Below are 13,352 nucleotides of genomic sequence, written 5' to 3'. Positions count from 1 at the left end.
CGCGACGGCTCAGCGGTCGGCGGTGGGCCACGCCTCGGCGACGGCCTCCCGCACCTCGCCGAGGAGCTGCGGGAGCGCCTTCGTCTTGGCGATGATCGGGAAGAAGTTCGCGTCCGAGCGCCACCGCGGCACCACGTGCTGGTGCAGATGCGCGTCCACGCCCGCTCCAGCCACCGCTCCCTGGTTCATGCCGAGGTTGAAGCCGTCGCAGCCGGAGACCTCGCGGAGCACGCGCATCGCGGTCTGGGTGAGAGCGCCGATCTCGGCGACCTCCTCGGCCGTCGCCTGGTCGTAGGTGGCGATGTGCCGGTACGGGCAGACGAGCAGGTGCCCCGAGTTGTACGGGAAGAGGTTCAGCAGCACGTACGCGGTCTCCCCGCGCGCCACGATGAGCCGCTCGGCATCCGGGTACTTCGGTGCCTCGCAGAACGGGCATTCCTCGCGCATCGGCTCCGGCCCGGCCTGGATGTACGCCATCCGGTGCGGGGTCCACAGCCGCTGGAACTCGTCGGGCACCCCGACGAGACGGGAGGCGTCCTCGAGGTCCGCCTCACCGTCCGTCATGCGAGGTCTCCCGCCTTCAACACCAGCGCGTGCGAGGCGATGGCGGCGCTGATCCGGCGCACCGCGTCGGCGACCGGCACGCCGTTCTCCTGCGTGCCGTCGCGGAAGCGGAACGACACCGTCCCCGCGGCACGATCCTGCTCCCCCACGATGAGGATCAGCGGCACCTTCGCGGTGGTGTGATTCCGGATCTTCTTCTGCATCCGGTCGTCGGAGTGGTCGACGTCGGCCCGCACGCCCGCCGCCCGGAGCTGCGCGATGACGTCGTCCAGGTAGCCGCCGTACTGCTCGGCCACCGGCACTCCCACGACCTGGCTGGGCGCGAGCCAGAGCGGGAAGTCGCCGGCGTAGTGCTCGAGGAGGATCGCGAAGAAGCGCTCGACGGAGCCGAGGAGCGCCCGGTGGATCATCACAGGCCGGTGCTTCTGCCCGTCGGGACCGGTGTACTCCAGTTCGAACCTGTCGGGCTGGTTGAAGTCGAGCTGGATGGTCGACATCTGCCAGGTGCGGCCGATGGCGTCGCGGGCCTGCACCGAGATCTTCGGGCCGTAGAAGGCGGCGCCGCCCGGGTCGGCCACGAGCTCGAGACCGGACTCGATCGCGACCTCGCGCAGCGTGTCGATCGCCGTCGACCACTGCTCGGGCTCGCCGAGGAACTTCGGGTTGCCCTCCTCGTTCGTCGAGAGCTCGAGGTAGAAGTCGTTGAGGCCGTAGTCCCGGAGCAGGTCGAGCACGAGGTTCAGGTTGGTGGTGAGCTCCTCCTTCACCTGGTCCTGGGCGACGTAGATGTGCGCGTCGTCCTGGGTCAGACCGCGCACGCGGGTCAGCCCCGAGAGTGTGCCGGACTTCTCGTAGCGGTAGACCGTGCCGAACTCGGCCAGACGCAGCGGCAGCTCCCGGTAGGAGCGCCCGCGCGAACGGAAGATGAGGTTGTGGAACGGGCAGTTCATCGGCTTCAGGTAGTAGTCCTGGCCCTGGCGGGTGACGTTGCCCTCGTCGTCGAGGACCTCGTCGAGGTGCATCGGGGGGAACATGCCGTCCGCATAGGTCTGCAGGTGCCCGGACGTCATGAAGAGATCCTTCTTCGTGATGTGCGGGCTGTTGACGAGGTCGTAGCCGTTGCGCAGCAGATGCTTGCGCAGGTTCTCCTCGATCTCGTAGCGGATGATGCCGCCCTTGGGATGGAACACGGCCAGTCCCGAGCCGATCTCGTCCGGGAACGAGAACAGGTCCATCTCGGCGCCGAGCTTGCGGTGGTCGCGACGCTCGGCCTCGGCGATGCGCTCCTGGTAGGCGCGCAGCTCGTCCTTCGTCGGCCATGCGGTGCCGTAGATGCGCTGGAGCTGCGGGTTCTTCTCACTCCCCCGCCAGTACGCGGCGGCGATGCGGGTGAGGTCCCAGCCATTGCCGATCATGCGCGTGTTGGGCAGGTGCGGACCGCGGCAGAGGTCCTTCCAGACGACCTCGCCATCGCGGGTTGTGTTGTCGTAGATCGTGAGCTCACCCTCGCCCACCTCGACGGATGCCCCCTCGGCGATCTCGCCCTCGGAGGCCGTCGACGGGCCCTTGAGCCCGATGAGCTCGAGCTTGAACGGCTCGTCCGCGAGCTCCGCACGAGCCTCCTCGTCGGTCACGACACGACGGACGAAGCGCTGTCCCTCGCGGACGATGCGCTGCATCTCCTTCGAGATCGCTTTCATGTCCTCCGGCGTGAACGGGGTGTCGACGCCGAAGTCGTAGTAGAAGCCGTCGGTGATGGGCGGGCCGATGCCGAGGTTCGCCTGCGGGTTGATCCGCTGCACCGCCTGCGCGAGCACATGTGCGGTCGAGTGACGCAGGATGTTCAGGCCGTCGGGGCTGTCGATCGTGACGGGCTCGACGTCGTCGGTGTCGGTGACCGTCGCAGCGAGGTCCTTCAGGACGCCGCCGACGCGCATGGCGACGACGTTTCGGTCAGAGAACAAGGCGAAGCCGTCGGTCGGCTGGGCGTTTTCAGGCACTGATCACTCCATCTGGGTCTGGATCTAGGCTACTCGTCCGCTCGCCGGTCGCCGACCGTCACGCGGCGGTCTCCGACAGCGGATCCGCGGCCGTCGGCGCGAAGATGATGATCGCCGCCCCGGCCAGCGCCACCACGGAGCCGATGACGTCCCACGAGGTCGGGCGGAATCCGTCGACGATGATGCCCCAGGCGAGGGAGCCTGCGATGAAGATCCCGCCGTAGGCGGCCAGGACGCGGCCGAAGTTCGCGTCCGGCTGCAGCGCCGCGATGAACCCGTAGGCACCGAGGGCCATCACCCCGAGGACGGCGAACAGCCACCCCCTGTCCTCCTTCACCGCCTGCCAGATAAGCCAGGCACCGCCGATCTCGGCGATGGCGGCGAGGAGGAAGAGGACGGTGATGCGCAGCACGGTCATCGCCTCAGTGTGACAGGCACGGCGTCCGACGGGGACGGTAGCGTGGGCGCATGACACGGACGATCGCCCGCTGGCTCCTCACTCTCGCCCTCGGCGCGATGGGCGTGCTGCACTTCACGCAGACACGCGGGTTCCGGGTCGTCGTGCCCGACTGGGCGACCCGCTTCACCCGGATGGACAAGGACACGATCGTTCTGGTGTCGGGTGCGGCCGAGGTTGCGCTCGCCGCGGGACTGGTGGCACTGCCGCGGGAACGCCGCAAGATGGGGTGGGCGACGGCGGGATTCTTCGCTGCGGTGTTCCCCGGCAACTGGCACCAATGGCGCACCGGCCGATCGACCCCGGGTCTCGACACGGACCGGCGGCGGTTCGGCCGCCTGTTCCTGCAGCCTCTGCTGATCGCCTGGGCCCTGTGGGCGACCCGATGACCTCGCCCTCGATCGTCTGGTTCCGCGACGATCTCCGCCTGGCCGACAACCCCGCGCTGCGTGCCGCGGTCGACCGCGACGAACCGATCATCGCGCTCTTCGTCCTCGATGAGGAGTCCCCCGGCATCCGTCGGCTGGGCGGTGCCGCGCGTTGGTGGCTGCACCATTCGCTGGCCTCCCTCGCCGCGCGGCTGCAGGAGAAGGGGACGACGCTGGTGCTGCGGCGCGGGCCCGCCGACCGGATCGTGCGGGAGCTGGTCGCCGAGTCGGGTGCCGGAGCGGTCTTCTGGAACCGCCGCTACGAGGCGGCCGGGCGCGAGATCGACGCGGGGCTGAAGGCGACGCTGCGCGACGACGGTCTCCAGGTGGCGTCTTTCGCGGGGTCGCTCCTGCACGAGCCGTGGACGGTCACCACCGGGAGCGGCACGCACTATTCGGTCTTCACGCCGTTCTGGCGGGCCTGTCTGGCCCTTCCGGCCCCGCGCGCTCCGCTCCCCGAACCCCGCGAGCTCCGCGGCGCCGGGAAGCGGCTCTCCTCCGATGCGCTGGACGACTGGGGGCTGCTACCGACCGCCCCGGACTGGGCGGGCGGGCTCCGCGAGACATGGGAGCCCGGGGAGCCCGCCGCGCGCCGCCGGTTGCAGCACTTCCTCGCCGACGACATCCGCACGTACGACCACGCTCGCGACGCCCCGGCTGCCGGTGCCACTTCCCGGCTGTCTCCGCGACTGCGCTGGGGCGAGCTCAGTCCGTTCACCGTGTGGCATGAGGCGATCGAGGTCGACGGGGCGGGCGGATTCCTCTCGGAGCTGGGCTGGCGCGAGTTCGCCTGGCACACGCTGTTCCACTTCCCCGACCTCGCGACGAAGAACCTGCGGAGGGAGTTCGACGCGTTCCCGTGGCCTCCGCTGGATCCCGCACGTCTGCAGCTCTGGCAGCACGGCGAAACCGGAGTTCCCCTCGTCGACGCGGGCATGCGCGAGCTCTGGCACACCGGGTACATGCACAACCGGGTGCGGATGGTCACGGCATCGTTCCTCGTCAAGAACCTCCTCATCGACTGGCGCCTCGGCGAGGAGTGGTTCTGGGACACGTTGGTGGACGCCGATGACGCGAGCAATCCGTTCAACTGGCAGTGGGTCGCGGGTTCCGGCGCCGACGCCGCCCCGTACTTCCGCGTGTTCAACCCCGAGCTGCAGGCCAAGAAGTTCGACGGCGAAGGGCACTACATCGGGCGCTGGGCTGCGGACGCCCCCACCGAGCCGATCGTCGACCTCGGCGAGACGCGCAAGGCTGCGCTCGCCGCCTACGACGTCGTGAAACGCACCGGAGCACCACGGGGCTGACGCGCGCCCCGGCCCGTCACGGACTCCGGCACATGGCAGACTGGTGGCCGTGAGCCCGTCCCGCAAGCCCGCCGTCGTGCGGGGCTTCGCGACCTCGTCGCTCGCGATCTTCGTGGCTCTCGCGGGTCACGTGAGCGGCGGCGGAGAGATGCCCGGCCCCATGGGTATCCTCGTGCCCTGGCTGTTCGCCTTCATGCTGAGCGTGCTGCTCGCCGGACGGACGCTCTCCCTTACCCGGCTCACCCTCTCGGTGGCTGTGAGCCAGTTCCTCTTCCACGTGCTCTTCGTGCTCGGCACGGTCACTCCGTCCGGCGTGACGATCCGGCACGTGCACGGCGCACCGCTCGTGCTTCCCGCAGCCGAGGGCGCTGCGGTCGTCGCGACCGCGGACGCCGCGATGTGGCTCGGGCACGCCCTCGCCGCCCTCCTCACGGTGACGGCGCTCCACCGCGGCGAGCGGCTGCTCCTCACCGTGCGTGATCTCGCCGTCCGATTGATCCGCTGGGTGCGTCGGCGTGCGGACGTGACGCTCGCCCCGCGCTCCGCCACCTCTCCGTGTCGCCTGGCCGGGGTCTTCCTCGTCCGGACGGCCCATGATCTTCGGCTCCTCACCCCGCTTCTCGGGCGCGCACCGCCCTCTCTTCCCGCGCTCTGATCCGCGCCCACGGCTTCGCGCCGTGCGGTGCGTCCTCGCGCTGTCCCGGTGACGCGCGTCCGAACGCAGGTACCCACGTCGCTCGGCGACGTCTGAAGAGAGGCTCTTCCATGTCCCCTGTCCGCAGATTCGCGGCCGGGGCGGTGCTGGCGGCTGTCGCGATCCTCGCGACGGCAGCGCCGGCGACCGCCCATGACCAACTCCTCGAGAGCGACCCCGGCGACGGTGAGCATCTCGATGCTGCGCCCTCGGGCGTCACCATGACGTTCTCGGGCGAGCTCCTCGTCCTCGACGAGTCGACCGCCGGGGCCGTCGTCCTCGTCGTCGACGCGGAGGGCGAGGACTGGGCGACCGGCGAGGTGGAGGTGCGCGGCCGGAATGTCACGGCCGCTCTCAGGACGGACATGCCGGACGGCGGGTACCAGGTGCGTTGGCAGGTCGTCTCCGAGGACGGGCACCCGATCGCGGGGGTCATCCCCTTCGCCGTCGGAGACGCCGTCCCGCTGGAGTCGACACAGAACCCGGAGCCGACCCCCTCCGCCCCGGACGACTCGTCGACCGCATCGGATCAGAACGCAGACGAGACGAGCGACCCGATCCGGGTCCTGCTCGTCGGCGGGGCGGGAGCGGCACTCGCCGTCGCCGCCTTCGCCGTCCTCCTCATCCTCCGCCGCCGTCGCGCGGCCGCCGTGGCGCCGGAATCCGGCGACGACACGGCAGAGAACTCCTGAAAGGCATCATCATGAACACTCGCACCTCCCTCCCCCGCCTCGGCGCGGCGATCGTCCTCTCGCTCGTCGCGCTCACCGGGTGCACCGCACCCACAGCCGAGACGCCGACCAGCGCCCCCGCCGGTGAGGTCCTCCGGATCGACGACGCCTGGGTCAAATCGGCCGATGACGGCATGTCCGCGGGCTTCGGCGTACTCGTCAACGAGGGCGTGGCGGACGTGACGGTGACGTCGGTCACCTCCGCCGCCTCGCCGATGATCGAACTGCACGAGACCGTGGAGAACGAGGCCGGGGAGATGGTCATGCGGGAGATCGCCGGGGGCTTCGTCGTCCCCGCCGGCGGCACCCTCGCCCTCGAGCCCGGGGGGAATCACATCATGATGATGGACCTCTCCGAGCCTCTGAAAGCCGGTGACGAGGTCGCGTTCACCGTCACCCTGTCGGACGACTCCACGTTCGAGTTCGCCGCGCCGGTGAAGGACTACTCCGGCGCGAACGAGAACTACGACGGCGCCGACGACCACGAGGGCATGGACCACTGATGTCCGCGCGCGTCTCGGGCGCGCGCGCCGGCCGCACCGGCTCGACTCGGCGGCAGTTCCTCCTCGGAGGGGCTGTCGCCGGTGTCGGGGCCGCCGTCGCGGTCGGGGCGGATCTCGCCCTCACGCGAGCGGACACGGAGGCTCCCGCGGCCCCCGCACCGCTCAACGGCTCCCTCACCGTCCCGTTCCACGGCGTCCATCAAGCCGGGATCGACACCGCGGCGCAGGCGCACGGCTCGTTCGTGGCGCTCGATCTGCGCCCGGAGGTCGACCGCGACGCGCTCCGCCGGCTCCTACGGATCCTCACGGACGATGCGGCGAGGCTCACCCAGGGACGGTCGGCGCTCGCGGACTCGGAGCCGGAGCTCGCCGTCGCCCCGGCCCGGTTGACGATCACATTCGGCTTCGGTCCGGCGCTCGTGGCACGGGCCGGCGGCAGCACCCCCTCGTGGCTCGCGCCGCTTCCCGCCTTCCGGGTGGACCGCCTGCAGCCGGAGTTCTCGGACGGAGACCTGCTCCTCCAGATCGCAGCTGACGACCCCCTGACCGTCGCACACGCGCAGCGCATGCTCCTGAAGGACGCGCGCGGCTTCGCGACCGTCCGGTGGGTCCAGCAGGGCTTCCGCCGCGCACACGGCACCGAGCGACCGGGGACGACCATGCGCAATCTCTTCGGACAGGTCGACGGCACGAGCAACCCGCAGCCGGGGACCGACGACTTCGAGCGCGTGGTCTGGAGTGATGACGGCTGGCTGGCCGGCGGCACAGGCATGGTGCTCCGGCGCATCCGCATGGACCTCGACACCTGGGACCGTCTGGATCGCGGGGGACGCGAGGCGTCCGTCGGGAGGACCCTGCGCGAGGGCGCGCCGCTCACGGGGACGTCGGAGTTCGACGAGCCGGACTTCGACGCGACGACGGCCATCGGGTTCCCCGTCATCCCGGCGTTCGCGCACATCCGGCGCGCTCGCGGAGACGGGACGGAGCGCATCTTCCGACGGGCGTATAACTACGACGAGCGCCCGGCCGGAGACGGCGTCTCCGAATCCGGGCTGCTCTTCGCCGCGTTCCAGGCCGACGTCGCGCGGCAGTTCGTCCCCATGCAGCAGCGGCTCGACGAGCTCGACCTGCTCAACGAGTGGACGGTCCCGATCGGATCCGCCGTGTTCGCTGTCCCTCCGGGATGTGCGGAAGGCGGCTACATCGGGGAGACGCTCCTCGACTGAGGCCAAGGAGTCAGTGGGGTCCGCGTCGCCGCGCGGCGGCGACGGCGGGCCCCACGCCATCCAGGACGGGGTCTCCGTGGCCCGTCAGGACGACCCGCGCGCTCGTCCGTGCCAGGGTATCCAGCGACTCCATCGCCTCCGCGGTATCGGCCGTGGCCGCCCTGGCGACGATCTGCGGACCGGTCTCGCCGGTGTACGGGTCGAGCGTCACGAGGGCGTCGCCGGCGATGAGCACCCCGGACTCCTCGAACAGGTACGCGCAGTGCCCTTCCGCAGGACGACCGCATCGATGTCGGTCTCCTTCGCCCCGAGGTGGCCGAGCAGGTCGCGCAGCACGCCCCTGCTGCGCGGCAGTCCCGCGTCGAACAGCGTGAGCCCGTCCGCGGTCTGCACGAGGTAGCAGTTCACGTCCGCCACACTGATGCCGAAGAAGCCGGGAACCACCTCCGTCCACTGCCGCCCTCTGCTCATTCCCGATCCTCCTCGTCGCCGGCGGGTCCGCGCCCCGCATCGAAATTGCGCTCGTACCGTTCCCTGGCCTCGAGCAGGACGTGTTCGCCGATGACGGCGATGGGCTCCACCTCTCGGAGCAGCGGCTCGCAGTCGGGCCCCCGGCCGCAGTGCTCGCCACGGAGGATCCAGGCGATGCGCTGCGGGTCCTTCTCGGCGAGGTGCCGGTACTGACAGAGCTGGCGCGCGAGCCAGTCCTCCAGCGGACGCGTCCACCAGCGTTCGGCGTCCAGCGGGTTCACGGAGAGACCGGGCAGCTCGAGGCCGCTCTCCGTGTCGACGCTGGAACGACGGGCATCCGCATCCGGGCCCTCGGAGTAACGGACGTGCAGACCGGGGCATGCACGGACGACGGCGGCCAGTTGCGCCAGATGGTCGATGCGTCGCAATCCGGTCGCGGCGTCGCGATCGGATGTCGAGGCGAGGCCGCAGGTGCGGTCCAGAGCGGCATCGGTCATGGCCTGAGCGTACGAAGCGGTCCCCTCCTGCCGAGGGGGATTGACAATCCGCGGTTCTCGCCCACGTCGCAGCGGCGTCCGGGAACGGGCGCATGAAGTTACCGCGTGACTCCTGATGCGTCAATGCCCTCTCAGCGCGCGCACAGGAAGTCCTACGGTCGGGCAACCGCACCACACCCTGGAGGGGATCATGAGCGACACCACCCGCACCACCCGCTACGCCGGCACACCGATCCAGAAGACGGCGCTGATCATCGGCATCGTCTTCCTCATCGTGGGCATCGCCGGTTTCATCCCGGGCGTCACCCACTCGGCCGAGCACCTGCACGGCGCCGGAGCAGCGTCCGAGGCCCTGCTCCTCGGCGTGTTCCAGGTGTCCGTGCTGCACAACGTCGTGCACCTGCTGTTCGCGGTCGCGGGCATCGCGCTCGCCGCGTCGCCGCGCGCGTCCCGTCTCTACCTCATCATCGGCGGGCTCGCGTACCTCGTCGTCTGGCTGTACGGCCTCATCGCGGTCGGCAACGAGCAGCTGAACTTCCTGCCGGTGAACAACGCCGACAACTGGCTCCACCTCGGTCTCGCGATCGGCATGGTGCTGCTGGGCATCTTCGTCAGTCGAGAGCCGCGCGTCCCGCAGAACGGCGCGGGCACGGCGCGCGTCTGACGCTCACGGCGTTCCCCCAGACCCAGCAGCGGTACGTGCGGTCACCGGCACGGAACTCGATGCCCGCTGCGAGCGGGGTGGAGCGGACGACCTTCGCCTCCACGCGGATCGCCTCCGGGCCGAACCGCACCCACGCCCTCACCCGCCGCTGGAGCGCGTGCGGATAGACGGTGACGGCGGACTCCCGCAAGGCGAGCTCGCGATCGGACAGGGACTGCAGGGGGCCCCGGCGCGCGGCGGCCTCGATGGCCTGATGCTGCGACCGCATGTCGTTGTACGCAGAGAGCGCGCGACCCGAGTTCCCCACACCGGCTCCTTCCTCCGGCCCCGTCCAGGATATCGATATTCGAACACATCTTCGAACTCGATCTCGACGGCATCGACACGCAGATTCGCACCGAGGTCGCGGAGCTCCGCGATCGGGCTGCGACCTCGCGCGGATCTGCGACCTCGCGCGCAGGGAGGAGAGCTTGGAGCAACAAAAAACCCCCGGCGAACCGGGGGTTTCAGGTGGTGCGCGATACTGGGATCGAACCAGTGACCTCTTCCGTGTCAGGGAAGCGCGCTACCGCTGCGCCAATCGCGCCCGTTGGGGCTATTCAGTTTTCCCGTGAGGTGGCGACGGGATTCGAACCCGTGTAAACGGCTTTGCAGGCCGGTGCCTAGCCGCTCGGCCACGCCACCGTGTGGATTGACCCCACGTGCCGCCGATCTTCGAGAAGATCTACTGCACTCGAGCGGATGACGAGACTCGAACTCGCGACCCCAACCTTGGCAAGGTTGTGCGCTACCAACTGCGCTACATCCGCATTTCGTTCCCGGTTGTCCCGGGCACTTATGAAACATTAGCCGATGATCGGCGCTCCGCCAAACCCGCAGCGAATCTCGCGCGTGTCTCCCGGACTGGTCATCGGAGCGCCTGACGGTCGGGTAGTATCGGTTGACGTACCCCACGGGTATGGGCGATTGGCGCAGTTGGTAGCGCGCTTCCTTCACACGGAAGAGGTCATCGGTTCGAGTCCGGTATCGCCCACCGAATCCCCTCCGAAGGCCCCGGTCATCCGGGGCCTTCGGCGTTTCCGCCCGTCACAGGATCCTGCCGTCTCCCGGGCGGGAGACCCGCAGCCACCGGTAGCCGTAGGCCGGAAGCTCCAACTCCACCTCTCCGTCGTCGTCGAGGGGCACGCGCCGCGCGTCGAGGAGGTCGACCAGGGTCGTGCCCGCGGGCTCCTCTCCCAGTCGGAACCGCGTCGTCGCCGGACGTTCCGCGAAGTTGTGCACGGCGATCGTGCGCCCCACATCGGCCTCCAGGGAGTGCACCAGCAGGGCGTCCTGCGGCTGCTCGATGACGGTGAACGACCCCCACCCGAGCTCGGGCGACACCCGGTAGAGCGCGGTCAGTTCGCGGAGGAAGTGCAGCAGCGAGCCGTGGTCCTCGAGCTGGGCGGCGGCATTCACGTGCGTGGGCGCATATCCGTCGGTCGGCGGCGGCGCGACCAGCCGGGAGGGGCGCGCGTCGGAGAAGCCCCGGTTGCGATCCGCCGACCACTGCATCGGCGTACGCACGGCCTGCCGCCCCTCGACGGCGATGTTCTCGCCCATCCCGATCTCCTCGCCGTAGAAGAGAACGGGGGTGCCGGGGAGCGTGAAGAGCAGGCTGTACGCCATCCGGATCCTCCGCGGGTCGCCTTCCAGCATCGGCGGCAGGCGCCGCGTGATCCCGCGGCCGAACACGCGCTGCCGCTCGTCCGGCGCGAACGCCTCGAAGACCTCCTGACGCTCGGCGTCGGTCAGCTTGTCGAGGGTGAGCTCATCGTGGTTCCGGAGGAAGTTCGCCCATTGCACCTCCGGTCCGAGGACCGGGCGCGCGGTGAGTGCGGCGACGAGCGGGGCGGGATCACGACGGGCGAGGGACAGATACAGCGACTGCATCGCCACGAAGTCGAACTGCATGGTCAGCTCGTCGCCGTCGGTGCCCCCGAAGTACGCGCGCTGCTCCTCGTACGGCAGATTGACCTCGCCGAGCAGGATCGCCTCGCTGGAACGACGCTGCAGGAATCGCCGCATGTCGCGCAGCAGCTCGTGTGGATCGGGGATGTCCGCCGTCTTCGGAACCTCGAGGAGGAACGGCACGGCATCCACCCGGAAGCCCGAGACGCCGAGCTGCAGCCAGAACCCGATGACCTTCGCGATCTCGTCCCGGACCACGGGGTTGGCGATGTTGAGGTCGGGTTGGTGCTCGTAGAAGCTGTGCTGGTACCACTGCCCGGACTTCTCGTCCTTGGTCCAGATCCCGTCGGCCTGCCCGGGGAAGACCGGGTTCTTCTGTCCCTTCGGAGGCGCGTCGTCGCGCCACACGTAGTAGTCGCGATAGGGCGAGTCGACGCTGCGGAGCGCCGCGCGGAACCACGGATGACGGTCCGAGGTGTGATTGACGACGAGGTCGACGATCACGCGGATGCCGCGGTCACGGGCCGTGCGGATCACCTCCACGAGGTCGCCGTGGGTGCCGAGACGCGGGTCCACGCCGTAGAAGTCGCTGACGTCGTACCCGTCGTCGAGGTCCGGCGAAGGGTAGAAGGGCATGAGCCACAGGCACGTCACGCCCAGCTGTGAGAGGTAGTCGATCCGCTGCGCGAGGCCGCGGAGGTCGCCGACGCCGTCGCCGTCCGAGTCCAGGAAGGTCTCCACATCGAGGCAGTAGACGACGGCCGTCTTCCACCAGAGGTCGCTCGTATCGGTGATCTTCATGTGCGCTCCCTCAGGGCGGGCAGGATCTCGGCGGCGGCCGCCTTCAGGAACCGGGTCTGCTCTCGTCCGACGTGATGCAAATAGATCCGGTCGAAGCCGATGTCGACGAGCTCCGCCAACCGTCCCGCGAGCGACCGGGCGTCGTGGTCGACGAGGACGGCCGCGCGCAGCCTTGCTTCATCGACCTCGCCCACCGCGGCGTCGAAATCCTCCGGCTGCTCGATGTTCCACGCGAGCGGCGGAGTGATCACGCCCTGCCGCCACTGTTCCTTCGCGATCGCGTACGCCTCGGCGTCGTCCTCGCCCCAGCTCACGTGCGTCTGCAGGATGCACGGCCCTTCTCCCCCGGCCGAGCGGTAGGCCTCCACCACCCTCCGCAGCGCGGGCGGCTCCTGGGCGACGGTCGCGAGGCCGTCCGCCCAGCCGGCCGCCCACTCCGCCGTCTCCGGACTGACGGCGGTGGCGAAGAGAGGCGGCGGCTGCGCCGGCCGGGTCCAGACGCGGGCGCGGTGCACGCGCACGAGACCGTCGTGATCGACCTCCTCGCCGGCGAGCAGCCGTCGGATCACATCCACGCTCTCGTGCAGCCGCGCGTTGCGGACGTCCTTGGCCGGCCAGACATCGCCGGTCACGTGCTCGTTCATCGCCTCGCCGCTGCCGAGCGCGGCCCAGAACCGTCCGGGGAACATCTCCTCCAGCGTTCCGAAGGCCTGCGCGACGATTGCGGGGTGGTACCGCTGTCCTGGCGCGTTGACCATGCCGATGGGGAATCTCGTGCGGGCCAGCGCCGCGGCGATCCAGCTGAACGCGAATCCCGACTCCCCCTGATCGGGGAGCCACGGGGCCAGGTGGTCGGAGCACATCGCCCCGTCGAAGCCGGCCCACTCCGCGCTGACGACCGCGTCCAGCAGCGCGCTGGGTGGGATCTGCTCATGGGAGGCGTGGAATCCGATGAAGACCATAGGCCGAGTCTGGCAAGGGACGACGCCCGGCGGCAGTGGTTGACAGGAGCGCCGGGTGCTGGCAGGTGGCGGCCGATGTCCGAGGGCGGACGTAGCC

At 69.8% G+C, this 13,352-nt stretch carries 16 protein-coding genes and 4 tRNA genes; 8 read left to right on the top strand and 12 right to left on the bottom strand.

From position 1 onward, the window contains the following. Window positions 1-9 precede the first annotated feature (9 nt). The 3 genes from ACIGJI_RS00965 to ACIGJI_RS00955 all read right to left on the bottom strand — a co-directional run bounded on the left by ACIGJI_RS00965 (window position 10) and on the right by ACIGJI_RS00955 (window position 2,982). A complete protein-coding gene (locus ACIGJI_RS00965) occupies window positions 10-564 on the bottom strand; it encodes an HIT domain-containing protein (RefSeq protein ID WP_363443867.1) in 555 nt (184 codons plus the stop codon). Next, window positions 561-2,501 (bottom strand): threonine--tRNA ligase, encoded by a 1,941-nt coding sequence (thrS, locus tag ACIGJI_RS00960; RefSeq protein WP_363444574.1) that lies wholly within the window; start codon window positions 2,499-2,501, stop codon window positions 561-563. Before thrS ends, ACIGJI_RS00965 begins: the two co-directional genes overlap by 4 nt. A gap of 121 nt (window positions 2,502-2,622) precedes the next feature. Beyond that, window positions 2,623-2,982 (bottom strand): YnfA family protein, encoded by a 360-nt coding sequence (locus ACIGJI_RS00955; RefSeq protein ID WP_315637750.1) that lies wholly within the window; start codon window positions 2,980-2,982, stop codon window positions 2,623-2,625. Between the two features lie 50 nt (window positions 2,983-3,032). On the opposite strand from ACIGJI_RS00955, the gene ACIGJI_RS00950 reads away from it, so the two are divergent. From ACIGJI_RS00950 to ACIGJI_RS00925, 6 genes are all read left to right on the top strand, one after another. Beyond that, a complete protein-coding gene (locus ACIGJI_RS00950; RefSeq protein ID WP_363443864.1) occupies window positions 3,033-3,410 on the top strand; it encodes a hypothetical protein in 378 nt (125 codons plus the stop codon). After that, window positions 3,407-4,756: a deoxyribodipyrimidine photo-lyase gene (locus ACIGJI_RS00945; RefSeq protein WP_366243634.1), complete on the top strand. Its 1,350-nt coding sequence runs from the start codon at window positions 3,407-3,409 to the stop codon at window positions 4,754-4,756. The genes ACIGJI_RS00950 and ACIGJI_RS00945 overlap by 4 nt, the downstream gene beginning before the upstream one ends. A 49-nt stretch (window positions 4,757-4,805) precedes the next feature. Then, window positions 4,806-5,411: a hypothetical protein gene (locus ACIGJI_RS00940; RefSeq protein WP_363443858.1), complete on the top strand. Its 606-nt coding sequence runs from the start codon at window positions 4,806-4,808 to the stop codon at window positions 5,409-5,411. A gap of 110 nt (window positions 5,412-5,521) precedes the next feature. Next, window positions 5,522-6,142, top strand: a complete 621-nt coding sequence (locus ACIGJI_RS00935) for a copper resistance CopC family protein (RefSeq protein ID WP_363443855.1) — start codon at window positions 5,522-5,524, stop codon at window positions 6,140-6,142. Between the two features lie 11 nt (window positions 6,143-6,153). After that, window positions 6,154-6,684, top strand: a complete 531-nt coding sequence (locus tag ACIGJI_RS00930) for a copper chaperone PCu(A)C (protein WP_363443852.1) — start codon at window positions 6,154-6,156, stop codon at window positions 6,682-6,684. Next, window positions 6,684-7,910 carry a Dyp-type peroxidase gene (locus tag ACIGJI_RS00925; RefSeq protein WP_363443849.1) on the top strand — a complete coding sequence of 409 codons (1,227 nt, stop codon included), beginning with the start codon at window positions 6,684-6,686 and terminating at the stop codon, window positions 7,908-7,910. The genes ACIGJI_RS00930 and ACIGJI_RS00925 overlap by 1 nt, the downstream gene beginning before the upstream one ends. Before the next feature lie 10 nt (window positions 7,911-7,920). On the opposite strand, the gene ACIGJI_RS00920 is transcribed toward ACIGJI_RS00925, so the two are convergent. The 3 genes from ACIGJI_RS00920 to ACIGJI_RS00910 are packed head-to-tail and all read right to left on the bottom strand — an operon-like array spanning window position 7,921 to window position 8,878. Beyond that, window positions 7,921-8,145 (bottom strand): hypothetical protein, encoded by a 225-nt coding sequence (locus ACIGJI_RS00920; RefSeq protein WP_363443846.1) that lies wholly within the window; start codon window positions 8,143-8,145, stop codon window positions 7,921-7,923. Next, a complete protein-coding gene (locus ACIGJI_RS00915; protein WP_363443843.1) occupies window positions 8,118-8,381 on the bottom strand; it encodes an MBL fold metallo-hydrolase in 264 nt (87 codons plus the stop codon). The genes ACIGJI_RS00920 and ACIGJI_RS00915 overlap by 28 nt, the downstream gene beginning before the upstream one ends. Beyond that, a complete protein-coding gene (locus ACIGJI_RS00910; protein ID WP_280565348.1) occupies window positions 8,378-8,878 on the bottom strand; it encodes a DUF6098 family protein in 501 nt (166 codons plus the stop codon). Before ACIGJI_RS00910 ends, ACIGJI_RS00915 begins: the two co-directional genes overlap by 4 nt. Before the next feature lie 190 nt (window positions 8,879-9,068). Here ACIGJI_RS00910 and ACIGJI_RS00905 point away from each other — a divergent pair, with 190 nt between their 5' ends. Further along, a complete protein-coding gene (locus ACIGJI_RS00905; protein ID WP_259963067.1) occupies window positions 9,069-9,542 on the top strand; it encodes a DUF4383 domain-containing protein in 474 nt (157 codons plus the stop codon). Here ACIGJI_RS00905 and ACIGJI_RS00900 read toward each other — a convergent pair. The 4 genes from ACIGJI_RS00900 to ACIGJI_RS00885 all read right to left on the bottom strand — a co-directional run bounded on the left by ACIGJI_RS00900 (window position 9,490) and on the right by ACIGJI_RS00885 (window position 10,351). Continuing rightward, the gene (locus ACIGJI_RS00900; RefSeq protein ID WP_363443840.1) at window positions 9,490-9,849 is read right to left on the bottom strand and encodes a hypothetical protein; all 360 of its coding nucleotides are present in this window, start codon (window positions 9,847-9,849) and stop codon (window positions 9,490-9,492) included. The two genes, ACIGJI_RS00905 and ACIGJI_RS00900, sit on opposite strands and share 53 nt — an antisense overlap. A 204-nt stretch (window positions 9,850-10,053) precedes the next feature. After that, a tRNA-Val gene (locus tag ACIGJI_RS00895) sits at window positions 10,054-10,128 on the bottom strand. Between the two features lie 27 nt (window positions 10,129-10,155). Further along, window positions 10,156-10,226: transfer RNA gene (locus ACIGJI_RS00890), tRNA-Cys, on the bottom strand. 52 nt (window positions 10,227-10,278) lie between these two features. Then, window positions 10,279-10,351: transfer RNA gene (locus ACIGJI_RS00885), tRNA-Gly, on the bottom strand. 151 nt (window positions 10,352-10,502) lie between these two features. Between ACIGJI_RS00885 and ACIGJI_RS00880 the strand changes: the two genes are divergently transcribed. Beyond that, window positions 10,503-10,575 (top strand) — tRNA-Val (locus ACIGJI_RS00880). A gap of 53 nt (window positions 10,576-10,628) precedes the next feature. On the opposite strand, the gene ACIGJI_RS00875 is transcribed toward ACIGJI_RS00880, so the two are convergent. Further along, entirely contained in the window at window positions 10,629-12,293 is a 1,665-nt protein-coding gene (locus ACIGJI_RS00875; RefSeq protein WP_363443837.1) for an alpha-amylase family protein, read from the bottom strand. Further along, window positions 12,290-13,255: a TIGR03885 family FMN-dependent LLM class oxidoreductase gene (locus tag ACIGJI_RS00870; protein WP_363443834.1), complete on the bottom strand. Its 966-nt coding sequence runs from the start codon at window positions 13,253-13,255 to the stop codon at window positions 12,290-12,292. The genes ACIGJI_RS00875 and ACIGJI_RS00870 overlap by 4 nt, the downstream gene beginning before the upstream one ends. Window positions 13,256-13,352 lie beyond the last annotated feature (97 nt).

This window comes from Microbacterium sp. NPDC064978 (assembly GCF_044543605.1).
GTDB classification, from domain to species: Bacteria; Actinomycetota; Actinomycetes; order Actinomycetales; family Microbacteriaceae; genus Microbacterium; species Microbacterium meiriae.
The sequence above is the reverse complement of the archived record's forward strand: the minus strand, read 5'-3'. Positions and strand labels throughout refer to the sequence as shown.

Bases quoted from the DNA above. Each gene is read 5' to 3' on its own strand.
- ACIGJI_RS00965 (WP_363443867.1), bottom strand. From the start codon at position 564: ATGACGGACGGTGAGGCGGACCTCGAGGACGCCTCCCGTCTCGTCGGG.
- thrS (WP_363444574.1), bottom strand. From the start codon at position 2,501: ATGCGCGTCGGCGGCGTCCTGAAGGACCTCGCTGCGACGGTCACCGAC.
- ACIGJI_RS00955 (WP_315637750.1), bottom strand. From the start codon at position 2,982: ATGACCGTGCTGCGCATCACCGTCCTCTTCCTCCTCGCCGCCATCGCC.
- ACIGJI_RS00950 (WP_363443864.1), top strand. From the start codon at position 3,033: ATGACACGGACGATCGCCCGCTGGCTCCTCACTCTCGCCCTCGGCGCG.
- ACIGJI_RS00945 (WP_366243634.1), top strand. From the start codon at position 3,407: ATGACCTCGCCCTCGATCGTCTGGTTCCGCGACGATCTCCGCCTGGCC.
- ACIGJI_RS00935 (WP_363443855.1), top strand. From the start codon at position 5,522: ATGTCCCCTGTCCGCAGATTCGCGGCCGGGGCGGTGCTGGCGGCTGTC.
- ACIGJI_RS00930 (WP_363443852.1), top strand. From the start codon at position 6,154: ATGAACACTCGCACCTCCCTCCCCCGCCTCGGCGCGGCGATCGTCCTC.
- ACIGJI_RS00925 (WP_363443849.1), top strand. From the start codon at position 6,684: ATGTCCGCGCGCGTCTCGGGCGCGCGCGCCGGCCGCACCGGCTCGACT.
- ACIGJI_RS00915 (WP_363443843.1), bottom strand. From the start codon at position 8,381: ATGAGCAGAGGGCGGCAGTGGACGGAGGTGGTTCCCGGCTTCTTCGGC.
- ACIGJI_RS00910 (WP_280565348.1), bottom strand. From the start codon at position 8,878: ATGACCGATGCCGCTCTGGACCGCACCTGCGGCCTCGCCTCGACATCC.
- ACIGJI_RS00905 (WP_259963067.1), top strand. From the start codon at position 9,069: ATGAGCGACACCACCCGCACCACCCGCTACGCCGGCACACCGATCCAG.
- ACIGJI_RS00875 (WP_363443837.1), bottom strand. From the start codon at position 12,293: ATGAAGATCACCGATACGAGCGACCTCTGGTGGAAGACGGCCGTCGTC.
- ACIGJI_RS00870 (WP_363443834.1), bottom strand. From the start codon at position 13,255: ATGGTCTTCATCGGATTCCACGCCTCCCATGAGCAGATCCCACCCAGC.